The 21,598-nt window shown below is 66.6% G+C and carries 22 protein-coding genes; 10 read left to right on the top strand and 12 right to left on the bottom strand.

The genetic code is table 11. The features are described from left to right. The coding region (locus GOARA_RS06565; protein ID WP_211599492.1) for a hypothetical protein at window positions 1-443 on the top strand (443 nt) is incomplete at its 5' end. Here GOARA_RS06565 and GOARA_RS06560 read toward each other — a convergent pair. Beyond that, a complete protein-coding gene (locus tag GOARA_RS06560) occupies window positions 418-822 on the bottom strand; it encodes a membrane protein (RefSeq protein ID WP_007321549.1) in 405 nt (134 codons plus the stop codon). The two genes, GOARA_RS06565 and GOARA_RS06560, sit on opposite strands and share 26 nt — an antisense overlap. A 112-nt stretch (window positions 823-934) precedes the next feature. Here GOARA_RS06560 and GOARA_RS06555 point away from each other — a divergent pair, with 112 nt between their 5' ends. Continuing rightward, window positions 935-1,897 carry a GlxA family transcriptional regulator gene (locus GOARA_RS06555; protein WP_083834805.1) on the top strand — a complete coding sequence of 321 codons (963 nt, stop codon included), beginning with the start codon at window positions 935-937 and terminating at the stop codon, window positions 1,895-1,897. Window positions 1,898-1,902: 5 nt separating this feature from the next. Here the strand turns inward: GOARA_RS06555 and GOARA_RS06550 are convergent, their stop codons facing one another. Then, the gene (locus GOARA_RS06550) at window positions 1,903-2,511 is read right to left on the bottom strand and encodes a TetR/AcrR family transcriptional regulator (protein WP_007321547.1); all 609 of its coding nucleotides are present in this window, start codon (window positions 2,509-2,511) and stop codon (window positions 1,903-1,905) included. Between the two features lie 79 nt (window positions 2,512-2,590). Between GOARA_RS06550 and GOARA_RS06545 the strand changes: the two genes are divergently transcribed. The 3 genes from GOARA_RS06545 (at window position 2,591) to GOARA_RS06535 (ending at window position 4,159) form a co-directional block, all read left to right on the top strand. Beyond that, on the top strand, window positions 2,591-3,451 hold the full coding sequence (locus GOARA_RS06545; protein ID WP_007321546.1) for a haloalkane dehalogenase: 861 nt from the start codon (window positions 2,591-2,593) through the stop codon (window positions 3,449-3,451). A gap of 78 nt (window positions 3,452-3,529) precedes the next feature. Then, window positions 3,530-3,748 (top strand): type II toxin-antitoxin system VapB family antitoxin, encoded by a 219-nt coding sequence (gene vapB, locus GOARA_RS06540; RefSeq protein ID WP_007321545.1) that lies wholly within the window; start codon window positions 3,530-3,532, stop codon window positions 3,746-3,748. 3 nt (window positions 3,749-3,751) lie between these two features. Further along, entirely contained in the window at window positions 3,752-4,159 is a 408-nt protein-coding gene (locus GOARA_RS06535) for a PIN domain nuclease (protein ID WP_007321544.1), read from the top strand. Window positions 4,160-4,174: 15 nt separating this feature from the next. On the opposite strand, the gene GOARA_RS06530 is transcribed toward GOARA_RS06535, so the two are convergent. Further along, window positions 4,175-5,446 (bottom strand): DNA polymerase III subunit delta', encoded by a 1,272-nt coding sequence (locus tag GOARA_RS06530; RefSeq protein WP_040522043.1) that lies wholly within the window; start codon window positions 5,444-5,446, stop codon window positions 4,175-4,177. A gap of 86 nt (window positions 5,447-5,532) precedes the next feature. Here GOARA_RS06530 and GOARA_RS06525 point away from each other — a divergent pair, with 86 nt between their 5' ends. Continuing rightward, entirely contained in the window at window positions 5,533-7,176 is a 1,644-nt protein-coding gene (locus tag GOARA_RS06525) for an adenylate/guanylate cyclase domain-containing protein (protein WP_083834804.1), read from the top strand. A gap of 6 nt (window positions 7,177-7,182) precedes the next feature. Here the strand turns inward: GOARA_RS06525 and topA are convergent, their stop codons facing one another. The 3 genes from topA to GOARA_RS06510 form a co-directional block, all read right to left on the bottom strand. Continuing rightward, entirely contained in the window at window positions 7,183-10,137 is a 2,955-nt protein-coding gene (topA, locus tag GOARA_RS06520; RefSeq protein WP_007321541.1) for a type I DNA topoisomerase, read from the bottom strand. Window positions 10,138-10,295: 158 nt separating this feature from the next. After that, window positions 10,296-10,871: a hypothetical protein gene (locus tag GOARA_RS06515; protein WP_007321540.1), complete on the bottom strand. Its 576-nt coding sequence runs from the start codon at window positions 10,869-10,871 to the stop codon at window positions 10,296-10,298. A gap of 104 nt (window positions 10,872-10,975) precedes the next feature. Next, on the bottom strand, window positions 10,976-11,179 hold the full coding sequence (locus GOARA_RS06510; protein ID WP_007321539.1) for a cold-shock protein: 204 nt from the start codon (window positions 11,177-11,179) through the stop codon (window positions 10,976-10,978). 306 nt (window positions 11,180-11,485) lie between these two features. Here GOARA_RS06510 and sftH point away from each other — a divergent pair, with 306 nt between their 5' ends. Both sftH and GOARA_RS06500 read left to right on the top strand, forming a co-directional pair. Further along, complete coding sequence (gene sftH / locus GOARA_RS06505) at window positions 11,486-13,801, top strand: DEAD/DEAH box helicase (protein WP_007321538.1); 2,316 nt, start codon at window positions 11,486-11,488, stop codon at window positions 13,799-13,801. Between the two features lie 71 nt (window positions 13,802-13,872). Beyond that, window positions 13,873-14,298, top strand: a complete 426-nt coding sequence (locus GOARA_RS06500) for a nitroreductase family deazaflavin-dependent oxidoreductase (RefSeq protein WP_007321537.1) — start codon at window positions 13,873-13,875, stop codon at window positions 14,296-14,298. Between the two features lie 33 nt (window positions 14,299-14,331). On the opposite strand, the gene GOARA_RS06495 is transcribed toward GOARA_RS06500, so the two are convergent. Further along, window positions 14,332-15,339 carry a pirin family protein gene (locus tag GOARA_RS06495; RefSeq protein ID WP_007321536.1) on the bottom strand — a complete coding sequence of 336 codons (1,008 nt, stop codon included), beginning with the start codon at window positions 15,337-15,339 and terminating at the stop codon, window positions 14,332-14,334. 58 nt (window positions 15,340-15,397) lie between these two features. Continuing rightward, the gene (locus tag GOARA_RS06490) at window positions 15,398-17,275 is read right to left on the bottom strand and encodes an ABC transporter ATP-binding protein (RefSeq protein ID WP_007321535.1); all 1,878 of its coding nucleotides are present in this window, start codon (window positions 17,273-17,275) and stop codon (window positions 15,398-15,400) included. Between the two features lie 82 nt (window positions 17,276-17,357). On the opposite strand from GOARA_RS06490, the gene soxR reads away from it, so the two are divergent. Beyond that, window positions 17,358-17,831 (top strand): redox-sensitive transcriptional activator SoxR, encoded by a 474-nt coding sequence (soxR, locus tag GOARA_RS06485; RefSeq protein ID WP_007321534.1) that lies wholly within the window; start codon window positions 17,358-17,360, stop codon window positions 17,829-17,831. A gap of 7 nt (window positions 17,832-17,838) precedes the next feature. Here soxR and GOARA_RS06480 read toward each other — a convergent pair whose 3' ends face one another. Then, window positions 17,839-18,732, bottom strand: a complete 894-nt coding sequence (locus GOARA_RS06480; RefSeq protein WP_007321533.1) for an arylamine N-acetyltransferase family protein — start codon at window positions 18,730-18,732, stop codon at window positions 17,839-17,841. A 113-nt stretch (window positions 18,733-18,845) separates the two neighbouring features. On the opposite strand from GOARA_RS06480, the gene GOARA_RS18890 reads away from it, so the two are divergent. Continuing rightward, complete coding sequence (locus GOARA_RS18890; protein WP_007321532.1) at window positions 18,846-19,346, top strand: hypothetical protein; 501 nt, start codon at window positions 18,846-18,848, stop codon at window positions 19,344-19,346. Between the two features lie 36 nt (window positions 19,347-19,382). On the opposite strand, the gene GOARA_RS06470 is transcribed toward GOARA_RS18890, so the two are convergent. The 3 genes from GOARA_RS06470 to GOARA_RS19770 all read right to left on the bottom strand — a co-directional run. Then, window positions 19,383-20,147 carry a hypothetical protein gene (locus GOARA_RS06470; RefSeq protein ID WP_040522036.1) on the bottom strand — a complete coding sequence of 255 codons (765 nt, stop codon included), beginning with the start codon at window positions 20,145-20,147 and terminating at the stop codon, window positions 19,383-19,385. Window positions 20,148-20,234: 87 nt separating this feature from the next. Then, window positions 20,235-20,540 carry a hypothetical protein gene (locus tag GOARA_RS06465; protein ID WP_007321531.1) on the bottom strand — a complete coding sequence of 102 codons (306 nt, stop codon included), beginning with the start codon at window positions 20,538-20,540 and terminating at the stop codon, window positions 20,235-20,237. A gap of 303 nt (window positions 20,541-20,843) precedes the next feature. Further along, a partial coding sequence (locus GOARA_RS19770) for a glycine zipper domain-containing protein (RefSeq protein ID WP_373277723.1) occupies window positions 20,844-21,598 on the bottom strand: 755 nt, incomplete at its 5' end.

Raw genomic sequence — 21,598 nt, 5'->3', positions numbered from 1 at the left:
GAGGTCTCACGGTGAAGATCCCATCAACCTGTGCCGAGTTGTCGGTGCTGCTTGATCGCGTCTTGGACGGCACGACCGAGGAGTTCAGCCCACAGGAACCCGAAGACGAAGAGACTGGCATCCTATGTCGCTGGCGGATAGACACCGACGGTGAAGTCTTCACCGTGGGACTTTCCGCGACGCCCACCGACGCCGACACCATCAACGACATCCGGACCGGCAAGTCGCAGCGCTTCCACAGCAACATTCCCCCTAGCTATGCCGTCCGCCCCGTTCCGCAGATCGATCGACTCGGCGGAGTCGTCATGGCCAACGAGGACTACAGTTCGTACGACGACGACATCTCAATGAGTGTCGTGATGCCCCGGGTCGAATTCGGTGTTGTCGGACCGACGGACAAAGCCATCGAGGTCGCAGTCAAGATCGCCGAATCCCTCCACTAGCGACGCGTCGCCCAGCACGCACCCACACCATCGCGAAGAGCAGCGCGAAAACCGCGTGGACGACCAGGAACACCACGGCGATGTCGCGGGCGTGACCGCTCACCACGCCGACGACGTCGTTTCCCGCGACCACCGCAAAGCCGATCAGGTTGGCAAGAATCACCGTGTTGCGAATCGACGCGGGTTCGGAGTTCCGCGACATCCAGTTCAGCACCGCGATACCGAGGAACGGTCCGCCGAGCAGGCGCAGGAGCGCGATGAGTTCGGTAGATGGATCGTCGGGCACCGCGCCCGTGCCGAACTGTGCGGGCACGACGAGCAGCGCGAGGCCGATCGCGGCGAGGTAAACGCCTGAGATCACCAGCAGTGACTTTGTCATGAGAACAGTGTCGCGGCCCAGGGCTGTCCCGCCGGGCGCCCGCCCTCCTGTCGGCGCACTTCCTGGGATTTCCGTCCCGACGGCGGGGATGGCATCCCCTACGGTTGAACCCATGTCACCTCGACACGTGGTCGTGGTCGGGTACGACGGTGCCGAACTCGTCGATATCGCCTGCGTCACCACCGCACTCGGCATCGCGAACCGCGTTGGCGCGAGCCCCCAATACCGGGTCTCAGTGGCGACGCCGGCGGGAGCGGATATCCAGTGCGAGAACGGTCTCGTGCTGCGCGGGGAGTCGGCGATCGAGGCGGTGCGGGAAGCCGACACGCTCGTGGTGTCCGGTGGAGTCGGACACCGGGGCGCCGCCGCGGACCGGGCGCTGGTCAACGAGGTACGACGACTGGCGAACCACTCCCGACGCGTCGCGTCCGTGTGCACCGGCGCGACGGTGCTCGCGGCGGCGGGCCTGCTCGACGGACGCCGGGCCACCACGCATTGGCTATATGCCGCAGAACTCGCGGCCGACTACCCGAACGTCATCGTCGACCCGTCACCGATCTTCATCCGCGAGTCCGACGTGGCGACGGCGGGCGGCGTCACGGCCTCCCTCGACCTCACGCTGGCCTTCATCGAAGAGGACCACGGACCCGAGATCGCTCGGTACGTGGCGATGGGCATGGTCACCTACCTGCAGCGCCCGGGGAATCAGGCCCAGATGAGCATCTTCACCGCTGCGCCGAACCCCGACAACCTGACGGTGCGGCGCGCGCTCAACCACATCTTGACCCACCCGGGCGACGATCTGAGCACAGCGGCCCTCGCAGCGCACCTCGGCGTCAGCACTCGTCAACTGACGAGACTGTTTCGCGAACATCTGGGCGAGCCTCCGGCCGCAGCCGTCCGTCGGATCCGCCTCGAACTGGGTGCCCGCCTCGTCGCGACGACCGAGCTCCCGTTCTCGCAGATCGCGCGGCAGTGCGGCTTCGCCTCCGCGGAGAGCTTCCGGCAGGCGTTCGTTGCACGATTCTCGACCAGTCCCCGCGCCTTTCGAGCAACCCACTCCGCGACACACTGAGGCCGTCACGCCCGCCGCCGGCCCGCGACACCGTGCAGATACGCGGCAAGCACCGACTCCGGCGAAACCCCGTCACCGAGGATCGTCCGCGCGAAAACCAACGAGTCGGTCAGCGACAACAGCTCTTCGATCTGCTCGCTGGAATTCGGCAGGCCCGACCGGGCCAGCGACAGCGCCGCGATATCCCGGTTGATCGCGTGGACTTCCGACCGAGTCGTCAGCCTCCCGCGGAGTTCGGGCACGTCGTCGAGTTCCAGGATCAGCGCATACCGGGCCCGCATGTCGTCGCGACGTTCCGCGAGAGATCCCACCAGCTCACCGATGGCGCGGGCGAGTTCACCGATGCTCAGCGCACCGCCGCCGGCGAACATCTCGTTCAGCGATTCTGCCGCCGCTTGAGCATCGGCGGTGGCCTTCTCCGCGAGGCGGCCGACGATGATCTCGAGTAGCGCGCCCCGGGTGCGCGCGTGGTACGACGTGGAGCCCTCGGGCAACCCGGCCTCGCGATCGACGGCCCGATGAGTGAGCGCGCGAACCCCGTCGCGGGAGATGAGTCGGATGGCGCTCTCCCCGATCAGCCGCCGACGATCGAGCCCGTCCTGTTTCGTTGACACACCCCAACGCTACAGGTGTAGAGTTCTGGATTTCAGATATCTCTACACCTGTAGTGGGGCCCGACTCGGAAGGGATCTCATGTTCATCGACTTCACCCCGGACACAAACCTGTACCCGTTCGCGTCGCGCTGGTTCGACTCGTCGGCCGGGCGCATGCACTACGTCGATGAAGGCCACGGCCCGACGATCTTGTTCTGCCACGGCTCCCCGACGTGGAGCTTCCTCTACCGCGGCATCGTGCGCTCGCTGCGCAGTCGATACAGGTGCATCGCCGTCGACCAACTGGGGTTCGGATTGTCGCAGCGCCCACCAGGTTTCGGCTACACGATCGCCGAGCACACCGACGCACTCGGCGAACTCGTCGATCACCTCGATCTCGACGACTACATCGTCGTGGGGCACGACTGGGGCGGTCCGATCGGCCTCGGTGCGGCCGTCCCCCGAGCCGACCGCGTCCGCGGGATCGTGCTGGCGAACACGATGTTCTGGCCGGTCGACCAGCTGGCCAATCGCGCGTTCAGCGCAATCATGAACACGCGTCCCATGCGACGGCGAATTCTCGAGAACAACCTGCTCGTCGAGAAGTTCCTCATCAACGGGCTGGGCGACACCCTCACCGACGACGAGGCCGACCACTACCGCCGCGTTCAGCCGGACGAGGAGGCCCGCGTCGCCCTCGCGGCAACACCGGCTCAGATCCGGGCCGCGCGGCCGCTGCTGGCCTGGCTGGACCACGCCGTGCCGACGGCTCTCGGCACGAAGCCGGCGCTGGCGGTCTGGGGCATGCGAGACCCGGTGTTTCGCCCCAAAGCGTGTCTCCCGAGGATCGCCTCCGCCTTCGCAGACCTGACGATCGTCGAATTGCCTGATTCGGGCCATTTCGTGCCCGAGGAGGCACCCGGCGAGATCGCCGCGGCGATCAGCGGCCGGTTCCGGTGAAACCGCCAAGCGGTGACACACTGGCGGAAACATCCGCCTTTCCAACAGGTGATATCATATTTGCCGGAGGTGATATCAGTGACCGACATCCTCATCCGCAACGTCGACGACGACGTCATCGCCCGGATCGACAGCGAGGCTCAAGGCCTCGGCTTGTCCCGATCCGAGTATCTGCGGCAAGGGCTACGAACCCTGGCCTACCCCCGCGGCCGCACTACGCGCGCCGACCTCAAACGATTCAGCGAACTCGCCAGCGATCTCCTCGACGAGGACGTGATGGCGAAAGCCTGGGACTGACCGATGGCCTGGCTCATCGACAAGTCCGCGCTGGCCCGTCTCACACACTCGCCCGATACCGACTTGTGGCAAGACCGGATCGCGAGGGGTCTGGTTCATATTTCATCGCTCACGCTGCTCGAAGTCGGCTTCTCAGCCCGCACGGCGGACAGCTGGGTGGATCTTCAAACGTCGCCGCCGATATCGGATATGCCTGTCGAGGGGATCACCCCGCGCGCCGAGTCACGCGCACTGGATACTCAGCGCGCGCTCGCCGAGCGCGGAACCCATCGTGGTCCCGGTCCGGCCGACTTGCTGATCGCCGCCACAGCCGAACTCACCGGTCTCACCGTCGTTCACGTCGACAAGGACTTCGAACTAATCGCGACGGTCACCGGCCAGTTGATCGAGCGCCTCGCCGGAGACTTCTAGTCGGTCTGCCGATTCCTATCGGGCCAGCGCCTGCCCGATCTTGGCGACCATCGCGTCGACGGCGAACTTGGGTTTGACGTTGTAGTCGAGCACCTCGCGACATTCGAGAACCGCGTCCATACATGCCAGCAGTTGCCTGCTCGACGCGTAGCCGGCCAAACCCGCAACCTGTTCGGCCTGGTCCGGATGCATCGCGGTGACTCGTGCGCCCGACGCGACGACGAGTGCGTCGCGGAAGAGTCCGGCCAGGTCCATCAGCGCCAGGTCGAGCACGTCGCGCGACGTGCGGGTGGCCCGTGACTTCTGCCGCCTCTCCAGATCCTTGATCGCACCGGCACTTCCGCGCGTCGCCCGGGCGGTGCCCTTGCCGGTTCCGCCCGCACCGAAGGCGGTCATCAGTTCCTCGACCTCGGCCTCGTTGCGCTGCTCGTTGATCGCCTTCGCGGCATCTTCCGCCGACTTCACCAGTTCCTCGGCAGCGGCGTACGCGCGGGCGGGCACGGCTGCGGCGCGAGCCAGCCCCAAGGCCGCCAGACGTTGCTCACGAGCCGCTTGATCGGTCGCGAGCCGCTTGGCCCGGCCGATGTGCCCGCCGCACACCGAGGCCGCCCATGCGGCGTTCGCCTGATCGATCCCGTCGCGCTCGACGAGGACCCGCTCGATGTCGGCCGCGGGGGCGATCGCCAGTGCGACATGCCGGCAGCGCGACTTCAGCGTCACCGAGATGTCCTCCGGGTCGACCGACGGGGCGCAGAGGAGGAACACGGTGCGCTCGGGCGGCTCCTCCACGACCTTCAGCAGCGCGTTCGCCGCCGCTTCGGTCAGCCGGTCGGCGTCCTCCACGACGACGATCTGCCACCGCCCGGTCGCGGGCCGGCGCGCGGCCGCCTGGACCACATCGCGGATCTCGGCGACGGACAGGCTCAGCCCCTGTGGCACAACGTGCCGGACGTCGGCGTGCGTGCGATTCATCACAGTCGTGCAGGCGCGACATTCGCCACATCCGAGATCGGATTCCGAATGACATTGCAGCGCGGCGGCGAAACTTGTCGCGGCGACCGAGCGACCGGACCCGGGCGGACCGGTGAACAGCCAGGAATGCGTCATCGCCGCGCGTTCCCCGGCGGCCATATCAGTGCTCTGACCTGCTTCGGAGCCGAACATCGATACTTCGCCGGCAGCGTGCTCGGAGAGGCGCCGAGACGCCGCCAGCGCACCCCGGGCCGCCGCACGCAGGTCGTCGACGACGCCGTGCTGGCCCACCAGCCGATCGAATACCCCTGCCACGCCACCCAGACTATCGGCCCCGACGGCCACCCGAAGCGGGTGCGGGAGTGTTTAACAATTGCAAGCACCCGACTAATCTGGACCGCATGGTTGAGAGGCGGTCTCGATGGGCTCGCGCCGTGCACACCGCACGGTGGCTGGCGCGCACCCCGTGGCCGATCCTCGCCCTGGATCTACTGCGCGCCAACCTGATCGGCGCCGTCTTCACCTTCGCCTTCCTCCGCTTCGGCATGACGAGCGACTACGCGCTGACCTTCGCCGAGTCCTCGGTGCGCAATCAGGCGGTCTTCATCGGCTACCTGATCACGGCCACCATCGTCGGCGGTCTGCTGAGCATCAAACTCTCGCTGCCGGTGCTGATCTGGCATCGCCGCCGCACCCGCCTCGACGACGCGTTCGCCCGCAAACGCGCCCTCGCGCTCCCGTGGATGCTGACCTTGTCCAACGTCAGTCTCTGGGTCGTCGGCGGAACGCTGCTCACCATCATGACCGGGATCAACTCTCCCAAGACCGCGATCATCGTCGCGCTCGGCAGCATCATCGGTGCGCTGGTGACCGGCGCCCTGAGCTATATGCAGACGGAAAAGGTGCTGCGCCCGATCACCGTCGCCGCGATGGCCAACAACCCCGACGTCGTGCAGGCGCCGAGCGTGTCCACCCGGATCACCGTCTTCTGGCTCATCGCCGTCGCGCTGCCGCAGCTGGCCATCATCGCGATGGTCGCCTGTGTTCCGCTCGGCATCGCCGACGCGGAAACGGTGATCCGCCCGATCGTCTGGATGGCCGCCGCCGCCCTGATCTTCGGGATCCTGGCCGTGTACCGCCTGGTCGGCGCCATCAACGATCCCATCAAGCAGCTCCGCCACGCACTCAACGAGGTCCGCAACGGCAACCTCAACGCCGCGGTGCGCATCTACGACGGCAGCGATCTCGGACTGCTTCAGGCCGGCTTCAACGAGATGGTCGACGACCTTCGCGAACGCCAGCAGCTGCGCAACCTATTCGGCCGCTACGTCGGCGAAGACGTCGCTCGGCGCGCCATCGAGACCGGCACCGAACTCGGCGGCGAAGACCGCTACGTCGGCGTGCTGTTCGTCGACATCGTCGGTTCGACGCGGCTCGCGGTGCACCACGCACCGCGCGAGGTCGTGGGCCTGCTCAACGACTTCTTCCGCGTCGTCGTCGACGTCGTCGGCCGGCACGGAGGCTTCGTCAACAAGTTCCAGGGCGACGCGGCGCTGGCGATCTTCGGCGCACCGCTGGAGCTGGAGAACTTCGCCGGGCGCGCACTGGCGGCGGCCCGCGAACTGCGGGTCGAACTAGAGAACGCGTTGGGCGACACCGACTTCGGCATCGGGGTCTCAGCCGGACGCGCCGTCGCCGGCCACATCGGCTCGGAACAACGACTCGAATACACGGTGATCGGCGATCCGGTCAACGAGGCCGCCCGCCTGACCGAACTGGCCAAGGACGAACCCACCCGCGTCCTGGGGTCGGCCCGCGCGATCTTCCTCGGCGACGACGAGGAAGCCAAGCACTGGGAGATCGGCGAAGGCGTCGAATTGCGCGGACGCGGGATCGAGACCCTCTTGGCACGGCCGAAGATCGGTCCGCTGCGCGCCGACGAGGGTACAGAGTCCGACGAGGATGTGGATTCCGACGAGGGCGTCGAGATCGATGTCGACCTCGATCTCGACGTCGACGAAACGACGGCCGACGCCGACGCGTAGGCCCGGTCAGGCCTTTTTCTTGGCGGCCGCCTTCTTGGCAGTGGTCTTCTTGGCGGCGGCCTTCTTGGTCGTCTTCTTGGCGGCGGCCTTCTTGGTGCTCTTCTTCGCCGGGCCGCGAGCACGACGGTCGGCGAGCAACTCCATCGCCCGTTCCGGCGTGATCGACGCGACGTCGTCGCCCTTGCGCAGGCTGGCGTTCGTCTCGCCGTCGGTGACGTACGGGCCGAACCGGCCGTCCTTGATCACCATCGGCTTCTCACTCACCGAATCCGGGCCGAGTTCGCGCAGCGGCGGGGCGGCCGCGGCCCGTCCTCGGCGCTTCGGCTCGGCATAGATCTTCAGCGCCTCGTCCAGGGTGATGTCGAAGAGCTGGTCCTCGGTCGCCAGCGACCGCGAGTCCGTTCCCTTCTTCAGATACGGGCCGTAACGGCCGTTCTGCGCGGTGATCTCTTCGTTCGTCGCCGGATCGACGCCGACGACCCGCGGCAGCGACAGCAGCCGCAAGGCGTCCTCCAGCGTCACCGTCGCGGTATCCATCGACTTGAACAGCGACCCCGTCCGCGGTTTGGGACCGGCAGCCTTCTTCGTGGTCTTCCTAGCAGCCTTCTTGGCGACGGTCTTCGTTGTCACCCCGGCGCCCGCCTCGGCGTCCAGCGGGACTGGCGCCTCGCCACCGTCGACGGGGGTCGGACCGGCCGGCACCGTCAGCGCGGGGGCCTCCCCGTCGTCGCCGTCCTCCTCCGGTCGAGCGGAGTCGTCGGGCAGGATCTCAGTGACGTACGGACCGAAACGGCCCTCCTTCACGACGATCTCGTGGCCCGTCGCCGGGTCGACGCCGAGCGTGCGACCCTCCTGTGGCGTGGCGAACAGCTTCTCGGCGACGTCGAGCGTCAACTCGTCCGGCGTCATGTCGGCCGGCAGATTCGCGCGCTGCAACTCCGGCTCGGCCGCACCCGCTTCCGAGACGGTCCGTTCCAGATAGGGGCCGAACCGCCCGACGCGGACATAGATCGGACGACCCTCCGAGTCGTCGAACAGGTGGATCGAGTTGACGGTGCGTGCGTCGATCTCCTCCAGGTTCACCCCGACGAGCTTCTTGAGGCCGCCGGCGTGCGCGACATCGCGCTTGGCGTCGCCGATGCTTTCGACGTCGTCGCCGAAGTAGAAGTCGGTGAGCCACTTGGTGCGGTTCGCCTCGCCGGCGGCGATCTGGTCCAGATCGTCTTCGAGCGACGCGGTGAAGTCGTAGTCGACCAGACTCTCGAAATAGCCCTCGAGCAATCCGACGACGGCGAACGCGACCCACGACGGAACGAGGGCGCTGCCCTTCTTCACCACGTAGCCGCGGTCCTGGATGGTGCCGATGATCGACGCGTACGTCGACGGGCGCCCGATCCCCAGATCCTCCAGCACCTTCACCAGCGACGCCTCGGTGAAGCGAGCGGGCGGGTTGGTGGAGTGACCGTCGGCGGAGAGTTCCGCCGCGGTGAGCGTCTGGCCTTCGGTCAGGTGCGGCAGGCGGCGCTCCTCGTCGTCAGCCTGGCCACCGGCCTGCTCGTCGACGGTCTCGACGTAGGCCGAGAGAAAGCCGGGGAACGTGATGGTCCGGCCCGACGACGAGAAGGTCACCTGCTCGCCGCCGGCGGCGGTGCCGTTGATCCGGACACTCATCGTCGTGCCCTTGGCATCGGCCATCTGGGAGGCGACGGTGCGCTGCCAGATCAGCTCGTACAGCTTGAACTCGTCGGAGTTGAGCGCCGACGCGACCTGACCGGGTGTGCGGAAGCTGTCACCGGCGGGACGGATCGCCTCGTGCGCCTCCTGCGCGTTCTTCACCTTGCGGGTGTACTGACGGGGGCTCGGGTGCACGTAGTTGTCGCCGTACAGCTCGCGCGCCTGCGCACGCGCCGCGTTGATCGCCGACTCGCTCAGCGTCGTCGAGTCGGTACGCATGTAGGTGATGTAGCCGTTCTCGTACAGACGCTGCGCGATTCGCATGGTGCGGTCGGAGGTGAAGCGCAGTTTGCGACCGGCCTCCTGCTGCAGCGTCGACGTCATGAACGGCGCATACGGCCGCCGCGTGTAGGGCTTCTCCTCGACGGAGGCGACGGTCAACGTGACGTTGTCCAGACCGGCCGTCAGGGCGCGGGCCCGGGCCTCGTCGAGCACCACGACGCCGTCGGCCTTGCGCAGCGCACCGTCGGAACCGAAATCGCGGCCCGCGGCGACGCGCTGGCCGTCGACACTGACCAGGCGCGACGAGAAGGTGCGCGGCGTCGCGTCGGCCCCGGCGTCGAGCGTGGCGGCGATATCCCAGTAATCGGCCGAGACGAAGGCCATCCGCTCGCGTTCGCGGTCGACGATGATGCGGGTCGCCACCGACTGGACGCGGCCCGCCGAGAGCTTCGGCATGACCTTCTTCCAGAGCACCGGGGAGACCTCGTAGCCGTAGAGACGGTCGAGGATCCGACGCGTCTCCTGTGCGTCGACCAGGTCGATGTCGAGTTCGCGCGGGTTCTCCGCGGCCGCCTGGATGGCGGACTCGGTGATCTCGTGGAACACCATCCGCTTGACCGGCACCTTCGGCTTCAGCGTTTCCATCAGGTGCCAGGCGATGGCCTCGCCCTCACGGTCACCGTCCGTTGCGAGATACAGCTCGTCGACCGTTTTGAGCAGCGACTTCAATTCGGTGACGGTGGACTTCTTGTCGGCCGAAACGACGTAGAGCGGCTCGAAGTTGTCTTCGACGTTGACGCCGAGCCGCGCCCACGGCTGGCCCTTGTACTTGGCCGGCACGTCGGCGGCACCGCGCGGCAGGTCGCGGATATGACCGCGCGACGATTCGACGACGTAATCGGCTCCGAGGTACCCGGCGATTTTGCGCGCCTTGGTGGGCGACTCGACGATCACGAGCCGTCGAGTCGAGCCCGATCCGGGCGATGCGGTGTCGGTCTTTGCCACGGGCGTCCCTCAGTTCACCTCGGAGTACCGGATGTACCCCGTTGGTCAGCTTTCTACCTTATATACGGGGGCCGCTGCACATGCATCCACGCGGCTCGCCGAACGCCCGGATGTGAACGAGCACACTTTTACCTGGTCAACGACGGTAAGCGACGAATTCAGACTACCGGCCAGAGTTCCGCGGCTCCGGGCTGGCCCGGCGGGGCGCCGACCATTTCGACGAACCGGGTGACGCGGCGCTTTCCGGCGATTCGCAGCGCTGGGATACCGCGCGCGCCGGTCAGGATCGGTGCGACGCCAACCCGCATCAGGGCCGTGGCGAGCGCCGGGTGGGTGTCGGGGGCGTGCGCGTCCAAGCCGAGCAGGTACTTGCCGCCGTCGGGACGCCCCGATGCGATCGTCCATTGCCTCAGCGCCCGGGCCGTCGGCGTCCACCCGGGCGGCACGGTTTTGGCCGCACCCGTCGACCATTGCCGGCGCAGTTCGTCGAGCAACGGGGTCGGGACGGTGCGCACCAGCGGCGAGCCCTCCTCCGACGTCGCGATCTCGACGGCGATCCCGATCGCCTCCAACTCTTCTGCCAGGGCCCGAGCGCGCCACTGTTCGTCGACGACAACGGATACGCGGGTTCCACCCGCCATCGGAACCGCTTGCCCTGTTCCCGCGAGCAGCCCGGCGATATCGGCGACCGAAGGGTCGTCGGTGTCGGCGGAGAAGAACGCGAGCTGGCTCACGAGATCAATGCTACTGGCGGCGACGACCGCGCCCGCCGGCCCGGACTGATCCGGACGCGACGGGCGCGGTGTGGTCTCGTGGTTCGCGTTAGCGACCCGAGGTCTTAGACGGCGCGAACGCCAGTCGCCTGGGGACCCTTGGTACCCTGGCCGACCTCGAACTCGACGCGCTGGTTCTCTTCCAGGGTACGGAAACCGGATCCCTGAATCTCCGAGTAGTGCACAAACACGTCACCGTTTCCCTCGTCGGGGGCGATGAAGCCGAAGCCTTTTTCCGCGTTGAACCACTTCACAGTTCCCTGTGCCATTCCTGCATTCCTTACATATTTACTGATTGCGGCGGGAGGATGTCTCTCGTCGCGGCCGGTTCCGACCGCCATTCCTGTGTGAAAGCCTGCGGTGATCCGCTAACCAAACCCAAGTACAACGCTCGCAACAAGATTCGGACTGCGGCGAGGAGATCCCCCGAGACATGGCCAAATCACGCGACCGCATTAAGTCAATCACGTTCGCCGCCACAGCGATAGTCCAGCGCGCCGATTGAGTCTAAGTCCGGTGCCACTAGATTGGGTGACGCGGCGGACACGGCAGCCGCAGTCAGGGTTTGAGACGAGATGAACGGTTCCTACGGCGAGGAGCTGCTGCGTGCCGCGCTGGCCGGCACCGCACCGGCCGAGACCCCCGTGACCCACTCCGAGGTGATCCCGTCCGCCAGCGCCGTCCACGCGCAGTGGCCGCAGTGGGCCGATCCGGCGATCGTGGCCGCATACGCCGAGCTGGGGCTGCACCGACCGTGGCGACACCAGATCGAAGCCGCCGACCACGCCTTCGCCGGGCGGCACGTCGTGATCTCGACCGGCACCGCGTCGGGCAAATCGCTCGCGTATCAGCTGCCTGTGTTGCAGACCCTGCTGCACGACCACGCCACCACGGCGCTCTACCTCGCACCGACCAAGGCGCTCGGCGTCGACCAATTACGTTCCCTCACAAGGATTCTCGCCACGAATCCGGAGTTCTCGCGACTCGCGCCGAGCACGTACGACGGCGACACGGATCCGCAGATGCGGCAATGGGCGCGCGCCAACTCCCGCATCCTCTTCACCAACCCGGACATGCTGCACATCGGCATCCTGTCCGGCCACCATCGCTGGCAGCAGTTCTTGCGCCAGCTTCGCTTCATCGTCGTCGACGAATGCCACCACTACCGCGGCGTCTTCGGCGCACACACGGCTCTGGTGCTGCGCAGGCTGATCCGCGTGGCGCGGGCCGCCGGGGCCGACCCGGTCGTCGTGGCCGCCAGTGCCACCACCGCCGAGCCCGCGCGGACGCTGAGCCGGCTGATCGGCGAGCCGGCCCTCGCAGTGACGCACGACGCATCGCCCACCGGCGAGAGAACTGTCGCACTCTGGGAACCGGGATTCCTCCCGGAGGTCACCGGCGAGAACGGAGCACCGGTCCGACGGTCGGCGGGCGCGGAAGCCGGGCGCCTGCTCGCCGACTTCGTCGTCGAAGGCGCGCGGACCTTGTGTTTCGTGCGCAGCCGGCGGGGTGCCGAGATCACCGCCCGCACGGCGGCTGGTCTTCTCGCGGCCTCGGCCCCCGACCTTGCCGGGCGCGTCGCCGCCTACCGCGCGGGCTATCTGGCCGACGATCGCCGCCGACTGGAGCGGGCGATAGCCGACGGCGAGTTGCTGGGTGTCGCCACGACCAACGCCCTGGAACTGGGGGTCGACATCAGCGGCCTCGACGCCGTCATCATCGCCGGGTATCCCGGGACCGTCGCGTCCTTCTGGCAGCAGGCCGGGCGGGCCGGGCGGCGCGGCGCGGCGTCGGCGGTCGTCCTCATCGCCCGGGACGAGCCGCTCGACACCTACCTCGTCCACCACCCCGAGGCGTTGCTGCGCAAGCCGGTGGAGGCGACGGTGTTCGATCCGACGAACCCGTACGTGCTCAAACCGCACCTGCTGTGCGCCGCGGCCGAACTGCCGCTGAAGCCGGCCGAGGTCGAGCGGCTCGGCGTCGGCGAGGCGGTGGCGGAGCTGACCGAGGAGGGACTCCTGCGCCGACGCAAGGCCGGCTGGTACCTCGCAGCCGGCGTCGAACCCCACGCGGACATCGATATCCGCGGCGGGATCGGCGGTCAGATTCTCATCGTCGACACGTCGACGTCACAGCTGTTGGGAACGGTCGACACCGTGCGCGCGCTGTCCACCGTCCACCCGGGCGCGGTCCACATCCATCAGGGCGCTTCCTACGTCGTCGACGAACTCGGCCTCGACGACGGATTGGCACTGGCCCACCCGGAGGAGCCGGATTGGACGACGTCGCCGCGCGAGACCACGGAGGTCGAGGTCGTCGACACCCTGCGGCGGATCAGTCACGGTGCGCTGCAGGTCGCTCTCGTCGACGTGACGGTCACCTCGCAGGTCGTCGGGTACCTGCGCAAGCTGCACTCCGGTGAGATCCTCGACGCCAAAGAACTCGACCTGCCGCCCCAGACGTTGCCGACTCGCGCGGTGCAGTACACCCTGACGCCGGAGGCGCTGGCCGGTGTCCGGGTCACCGACGCGAACCTGCCGGGCGCGCTGCATGCCGCCGAGCACGCCATGATCGGCCTGCTGCCGCTGGTGGCGACGTGCGATCGATGGGACATCGGCGGACTGTCCACCAACCTGCACGCCGATACCGGGCTGCCCACGGTCTACGTCTACGACGGGTATCCCGGCGGTGCCGGCTTCGCCGACCGCGGCTACGAAGCCTTCGCCGAGTGGGTGGCCGCGACACACGAGGCGGTGTCGGCATGCGGATGCGAGTCCGGCTGCCCGTCCTGCATTCAGTCACCCAAGTGCGGCAACGGCAACGAACCGCTGGACAAGGCCGGCGCGGTCGCCGTGCTGGAACTGATCCAGTCGTTGCTCCGTGGTTCGTGACCACATGCTGGTCACGATCGACGGCGGTAGCGCTCCGGAATATCCGCGACCGCGCCGCTGTTGGCCATCGCGTGAGCAGCCAACCAGAACTGAGTCCCACCGGATGGGTCCGTGAGCAGACCGAACGCATCCTCGCCGACGGCACCACCGACGGCGTGGCCATCAACGGCCGCGCGGTGGTGCTGTTCACCACGACCGGCGCGAAGTCGGGCAAGAAGCGATACGTCCCGCTGATGCGCGTCGAGGAGGACGGCAGCTACGCGATGGTCGCCTCCAAGGGCGGAGCACCCGACAACCCGTCGTGGTACTACAACGTCAAGGCCCACCCGCGGGTCACCGCGCAGGACGGGGACAAGGTCGTCGAGCTGACCGCGCGCGAGGTGACCGGTGCCGAGCGCGACCATTGGTGGGCGCTCGCCGTCGAAGCCTTCCCTCCATACGCGGAGTACCAGGTCAAGACCGATCGCGAGATCCCGGTCTTCGTCCTGAGTCCCTGACCTGGGTGGGGTCGTCACTCTCGGAGCCGCTGACTATCCGCGGTTTCCGGGTCGCCGGGGCCGCAATGTCGTCGTCGGCAGGGTGGGTGCCGGCAGCGGCGGAAGCTGGCCGGACGCGTAGGGACCGAACAACGGCGGCTTGCCGTCGTCGAGCGGGTCGGGCGGGTCGAAGCCCAGCTCGGCCTGGTAACGACGGCGGAACTCGACGATCTCGTCGTGAGTGCGGCCGACGAAGTTCCACCACATGATGATCTCCTCGTCGAGCGGCACGCCTCCGAGGAGGATCACGCGCACCGGGTCATCCGGTCCGGCGCGCAGTTCCAGCGTGTCCGAACCTGCGGGAACGTAGGCCAGCGCGCGGTGCTCGACGCGCGCGGAGTTGACCGTGACGCCGCCGGACTCGGCCAGCACGGCGTGCTCGAAGTCCCGGCGGACGGCGATCGTGACCGACGCACCCGGGTCCAGCGTCAACTCCGCCCCCAGCAGATCCGGGGTCCGCGTCTGTACCGGCGAGGCCGAACCCAGCAGCTCGCCGAGAAAGACCAGCGCGGAAACACCGGCTGCCCGTACCGGCTCGGGCGCGTAATGCTCGAAGTGCTTCTCACTGAACCTGGTCGAATCGGGCAGCGCGTACCAGAGCTGCACGCCGTGCAGTGTCCGCGTGTCGGCGGTGCTGATCTCCTGGTGGGTGATGCCCGCTCCGGCGATCATGACGTTCAGCTCGCCCGGCCGGACGCGCGCGGCGTTCCCGCCCGAATCCAGATGGTCGATCTCGCCGGAGAACAGCCACGACACGGTCGCCAGGCCGGTGTGCGGGTGCCGCGGCACCACCATCGGCGATACGTCGTCGGGCCCGTAGTGGTCCAGGAAGCACCACGCCCCGACGAGCGACCGTCGTAGCTGCGGCAGCGTCCGGTACACCGTCATGGCCCGCGGCCCGCCCAGCGGCACGGAGCGCGGCTCCAGGATCTCCAGTGCCGTGCAGGGCTGGCCGGGGTCCAGAACGGACATCTCCGGACGTCGCTCGACGTTGCTCACCATTCCAGCTTCGCTCAATCCGCCGACGTTGGGAACGGATCGCCGATCTGCGCAACGGCCGTCACGCCGGAATGGCGTCATCGTCCTCGAACTGGGTCCGGTGCAGTTGCGCGTACCGGCCGCCCAGCGCCACGAGTCGCCCGTGCGTGCCGGATTCGACGATCCGACCGCCCTCGACCACCAGGATCTGGTCGGCCTGACGAATGGTGGAGAGCCGATGCGCGATGACCAGCGCGGTACGTCCGGCCAGCGCTTCGCCGAGCGCCTCCTGCACGGCTGCTTCCGACGTGGAGTCGAGATGGGCGGTCGCCTCGTCCAAAATCACGATGCGCGGTTTCGCGAGCAGCACCCGCGCGATGGTCAACCGCTGGCGCTCGCCGCCGGAGAAGCGGTATCCGCGCTCGCCGACCACTGTTTCCAGCCCGTCGGGCAGATCGGCGACCAACTCTTCCAGCCGCGCTCGGCGCAACGCGTCCCACAGCTGATCGTCGGTCGCATCGGGGCTGCCGAGGGTGAGATTGGCGCGCACGGTGTCGTGGAAGAGATGGCCGTCCTGGGTGACCATGCCGACGGCTCGCCGCAACGATGCCGCGTCGAGTTCGCGCACATCGACGCCGCCGACGCGGACCGCACCGGCGTCCACGTCGTAAAGCCGGGGCACCAGCGCCGCGATCGTCGACTTGCCCGCACCCGAGGAACCCACGAGCGCCACGGTCTGCCCGGCCGGCACGCGGAACGAGACGTCGGTCAGGACCTGGCTCCCGGCCCGCGGATCCAGCACGGCGACCTCTTCCAGCGAGGCCAGCGAGACACGGTCGGCGGACGGGTAGGCGAAACTCACCTCGTCGAATTCGACGTCGAGGGGTGCCGACGGGACTGGGCGCGCCGACGGCGCGTCGGCGATCAACGGTTGCAGGTCGAGGACCTCGAAGACGCGCTCGAAGCTGACCATCGCGCTCATCAGCTCGACGCGCGCGTTCGCGAGCGCGGTCAGCGGTGCGTACAGCCGGGTGAGCAGCATCGCCAGCGCGACGACGGTCCCCGCTTCGAGCTGCCCGCGCAGGGCGAACACTCCGCCCAGTCCGTAGATGAGGGCCAGCGCCAACGCCGAGACCAGCATCAACGCCAGGTAGAACGCTTCTTGCACCATGGCACTGCGCACGCCGATGTCGCGCACCCGACCGGCCCTAGCGGCGAATTCCGCGGCTTCCCGGTCAGGGCTGCCGAACAGCTTGATCAGCGTCGCGCCGGGAGCGGAGAAGCGCTCGGTCATCCGGTTGCTCATCGAGGCGTTATGGGCGGCCTTCTCCCGCTGCAGCCCGGCCAGGCGCGCGCCGATGCGACGGGCGGGCAACAGGAACACCGGCAGCAGCACCAGCGCCAACAGGGTGATCTGCCACGAGAGGGCCAGCATCGCGACGAGCGCGAGCAGCAAGGTGACGATGTTGCTGATCAGCCCGGCGAAGGTATCGCTGAACGTGCGCTGGGCGCCGATGACGTCGTTGTTGAGGCGACTCACCAGCGCGCCGGTGCGGGTGCGGCTGAAGAAGGCGACCGGCATCGTCTGCACGTGGTTGTAGACCGCCGTCCGCAGGTCGAAGATCAGCCCCTCTCCGATGGTCGCGGACAGCCGCCGCTGAACGAGGCCGAGCCCGGCCTCCCCGATCGCGACGAGAGCGATCACGAGCGCCAGACCGATCACCACGGCGACGGTCGCCTTGCCGGTGATCGCGTCGATGACCCGGCCGGCCAGCAGCGGCGTCGCCACCGTCAGCACGGCGACGGCCGTGCTGATCAGGGCGAACCAGGCCAGCCGCCAGCGATGCGGACGGGCGAACCGCCCGATGCGCCGCCACGTCTCGGCGTTGACCGGTCGCCGGTCGGGCTGTGCGTGCATCGCCGTGTACATCGAGTTCCACGCCGTGGTCTCCATACTCATCCGGGATCGTTCCCTCCTGTTCCCATGGCATCTCGTCGACGCCGTCACACCAGCCTGAAACATAAACTAAGGTTGAGGTCAAATGAGAGGAGACGACGTGTCCGACGCACCGGCCTGGAACCGCAAGGAGCTCACCGTCGGCGAGCTCGCCGCTCGCAGCGGTGTGGCGGTCTCCGCGCTGCACTTCTACGAACGCGAGGGGCTGATCGTCGCGCGGCGCACGTCGGGCAACCAGCGCCGCTATCGCCGCGACACACTGCGCCGTGTCGCTCTGATCCGCATTGCCCAGCGCGTCGGCATTCCGTTGGCGGAGATCCGCAAGGCGATGGACGGGCTGCCCGACGGGCGCACCCCGACCCGCGAGGACTGGCAACGGCTGTCGGAGGGCTGGCGCGACGAACTCGACGCGCGCATCCACCGCCTCCAGCAGCTACGCGACGACTTCGGCGAATGCATCGGGTGCGGCTGTCTGTCGCTGGAGCGGTGCGCCATGGCCAACCCGCACGACGACCTGAGCGATCGCGGTCCGGGCCCACGGCGGCTGCTGGAGTCCTAGCCGATACTCAGCGGGCTACCGCGTCGACCCGCATCGCCGGCAGTCGGGACAACGATTCGAGCAATGCGGCGGTATCCGGGGCGCCGAGTTCGATGTCGAACACGTCGGCAAGAAGCCGGGGAATCTCCCCGATCTCGACGTCGCGCTGGGCGAGGACCCGACCGTCGGGGGCGACCGTCGTCCAGGTGCGTCCGTCGAGGGTGTCCTGGCGGTCGGCGTGGAAACGCTGGACGAACGGCCGCATCGTGAACGGCGACCGGGACGAGGTCGACACGTAGTGGTTGCCGACCGCGAAGTCGATCGGGTGCACGGGCTCCAAGGTCCACACGTGGCGGTCGACCCACGCCGGCGTTCCGTCAGGGTCGGCCTGCTGCTGCCACATCGTCCACTCGTCGTGGATTCCCGTCGGTCCCTCCGACGAGGTCCTGGTCAGCCGAAGCCGCCACCCGTCCTGCACGACCTCGACGCCGTCTTCGACGGGGATCGGTTCGAGCGGACCGCGGCCGAACCCGACGTCGCACAACACTCGCCGGCCGTCGTCGAACTCGACGACGAGCAACGCGTGGGTGGCCGGGCGACGCGCGGCGTCACCGCCCATCGTCACCCGGCCGAGGACAGCGGAGAACCGAAATCCGAGGGCCTCGAGCATGGCGGCGAACAGTGTCGCGTGCTCGAAGCAGTAGCCGCCTCGTCGGTGTCGAATCAACTTGTCCTGCAACGATTTCACGTCGAGCAGTACCGGCCTGTCCAGCATGATCTCAAGGTTCTCGAAGGGGATCGACGTCGTGTACGCGCGGTGCAGAGCCGCCAGCGTCTCCGGTGTCGGGCTGAGATCACCGCGGTAGCCGATATGGGTCAGCAGCCCGTCGAGGTCAAGATCTTCGCTCTCCCAGGTAGCCATTCGCCCACACCTTTCTCGTCCCTGATTCTGTGCGGCTGCAACGCGGACCGGCCAGTCCCTTATTCCGTCGCGGTCGCGCGAACGTGGTGACGTCGGGCGCGCGAAGGAGGATGATGGACGTCATGTGGGGTCGCCGATTCGCGTCGATCGTCACGGGCCTGCTCGGTGCGGCGCTCGTGGCGACGGCCGTGAGCGCACCCGCCGATGCCGCGACCCGGACGGTCTTCTCGCCGACGCACACGATCGGCGAGGGACCGCTGTGCGGCGGGACCATCGACGCGACCGCCACCACCGGTCCGCGTCATCGCGGGTCGGTGACGGTGTTTCTGCGCGCCGACTTGAACACCGTCTTCGCCCCCGTCCCCGTGTGGACGTGCCTAGTGACGGCAACGGTGCACTACCGCAATCTCCGCACCGGTGCGGCCGGCGCCAGGCACATGACACTCAGTACGAGTTCGGTACCGCGAATTCAGATGTGCAATCCGATCATCGGCGGCATCCTGTGCGGCTCGACCGGTGAGCTGCGACTGCGGACCGGACGCGGTCCGGTACACGCCTGGATCACGACTTCCGTCCCGCACCTTGCCGGTTCTGCTCGGTTTACCGTCTTCTGACCCCATCTGCGGCGCGGCGACACGTTCCCGGACCGGTCAGGCGACCCGGATGGGCACCCCTACGCGACTCTGAATGAGCGTGAGCTGAGCAATCATGTCCATATCGTCGGCAAGCGGAAGAATTCGCACGAAAAGAGGCGAACTCGACCTACTCCGTCGAAATCTAGGCTTTCGTACGACCTCAATCTTTCCTTTGACAACGAGATCGAGATGAATCCCGTCACGGACGACAATAGTCATCGAGTCAATATCAGAGACATCTGTTCGAAATCTCGACCCGAACGCCCGCCCGTAGATCTGCATCGATCCGCGAGTAAACCTTACCCTAGATCTCAACAACACAATCGCGGCCGAGAACGTTAACAGGATTACCGACAGCGCGAGGCCAACGATGAGGCGGACTGACCGAAAAAACTCGCTTCCCGGTATGATCAGAGTCATCAAAGGATAGCCGCCGATGAGCGTGAGTGGAGCCGCCAGAAATAGCAGGATAGCCCACTTTTCCAGGTAGAGGGTCACAGAGTCTCGAGCTTCGATATATCGCCATGGTCGCAACGTGCGCGGGAACCAACTCGGCAGAAAGATACATATCCCGCCAAACGCCAGCATTAGCGTGGCGCTGCCCACCATCAACGCTCCGACGCGGTCGGCGAAGCTGAACCGATCGTCCGCCACAGCAACAAATACAAAGAACCCTGAGATACACAGGGCCCCAACGACCGAAGCCAAGGCTTTCCTCTTTGGCACTGAGACTCCGTGAACCACGTCCACGACGGACCGATCAAGCTCACTATCGCTCACTCGATCCCCCGACACAAGCTCTCCATTCGCATCATCAATTTTGGGCGCCAGAAACTCTGATTTCACTGGAACTCGCGCTACATACAGCTATTCACTCTTCTTCGCCAACAAGCGCCACAGTTCCGTCATATCTTTCTTGGAAAGGGAGTTACCGCCGAACTGGAAGTATGCCAGCATCCAAAATGCAACAGATACTCCCAGGTATGCCCCTATTGCGTTCAAAAGGATGTCCGGATAGGCCGCCACGTAGTATGTTACCAGGAACGGCACAGCCGGTATCAGAACCACGCCGATCGACTTTCGAACCTCGCCGCTACGATCAATTAATCGGTTTGCATGTAGCGCACCTGCCAAGCAGATTAATAGCGAAAGCAGGGCCAGGGCCTCATACATAAAACGAACTACTTAGCATTCGGGGTAGCACTCAACGTGTTCAACAAAGCGTCCGATCTAGCCTAGTCCCGGCCCAACCAAAGCCCGATGGCACCAAACATTATCCAGACGCCAACCGATGCGCCAACGCCTTCGTATACCGCCGCAAGAATGGAGAATACCGCCGTAGCAGGAATCATGATACTCAGGGAACGGCGGTCCCAAACTGAACCATAGTAGCTATCAACGGCGAATAAAGCAACTGCCCAAAGGATCCATGCTACTGCGATAGCTATCTGCATTCGTCTCGGCCTCGGCGGTTTTCTACTTGAATCTATCGTACGCCATGGTACCCAAGGCACTGCCGACTGCAGCACCAATTCCCGCACCTATAACGGTTCCGAAACCTGGGACCAGTGACCCTATCGCTCCGCCTATGAACGCGCCCGCCATACCGGCACTAGTAGCCTTGGCAGCGTCACCCAATGTTCGTTCGCCAGTATGCCAATCGATCAGCCCTGAGCCGATAGCGCCTGCTGTACCTCCTTTTTTCATGATCTTCGACATTCTTTTGAGAAATCTTCCTTCACGGTCGTATCCGTACTCAAAGTATTTCTTTGATCCTTCTTTCATCGCTGCGCCTGCACCGTCTCCGGCGACCCCGCCGTATTGAAGGATGTCTCCTCGCGGACCCCAGCGTGGGTCGGTGAGAAACGGCTTTGGCGGGGGTGCGGTTGTACCGTCGGGTTGGATACCGGGGATTTCAGTGATGTTCGGCGTACCGTCAGGGTTAGTCGTGATGTGGCGGGTGTAGCCCGTTACAGGATCGGTGATGATGGTTTCCTGGCGCCCCGTAGCAGGGTTGATCCTGGTATCGACGATCAAACCTTGCCCTCGCAAAGCTGCGCGAGCCTGTCTATCGGCGATGTCGGGGTCGGTGTGGGGACCGGTTCCTTTCAAGAGGGCCAGCGCGTCGTCGGCTGCCTGGTCTGGATCGTTTTCGGCGGGCACACTGAATTGTTCCCCGCTGTACGGATTGGTGTACGTGGTAACCCGACGGCCGTTCTCATCGGTCCTAG

It is taken from the genome of Gordonia araii NBRC 100433 (assembly GCF_000241265.1).
Classification (GTDB): domain Bacteria; phylum Actinomycetota; class Actinomycetes; order Mycobacteriales; family Mycobacteriaceae; genus Gordonia; species Gordonia araii.
The sequence above is the reverse complement of the archived record's forward strand: the minus strand, read 5'-3'. Positions and strand labels throughout refer to the sequence as shown.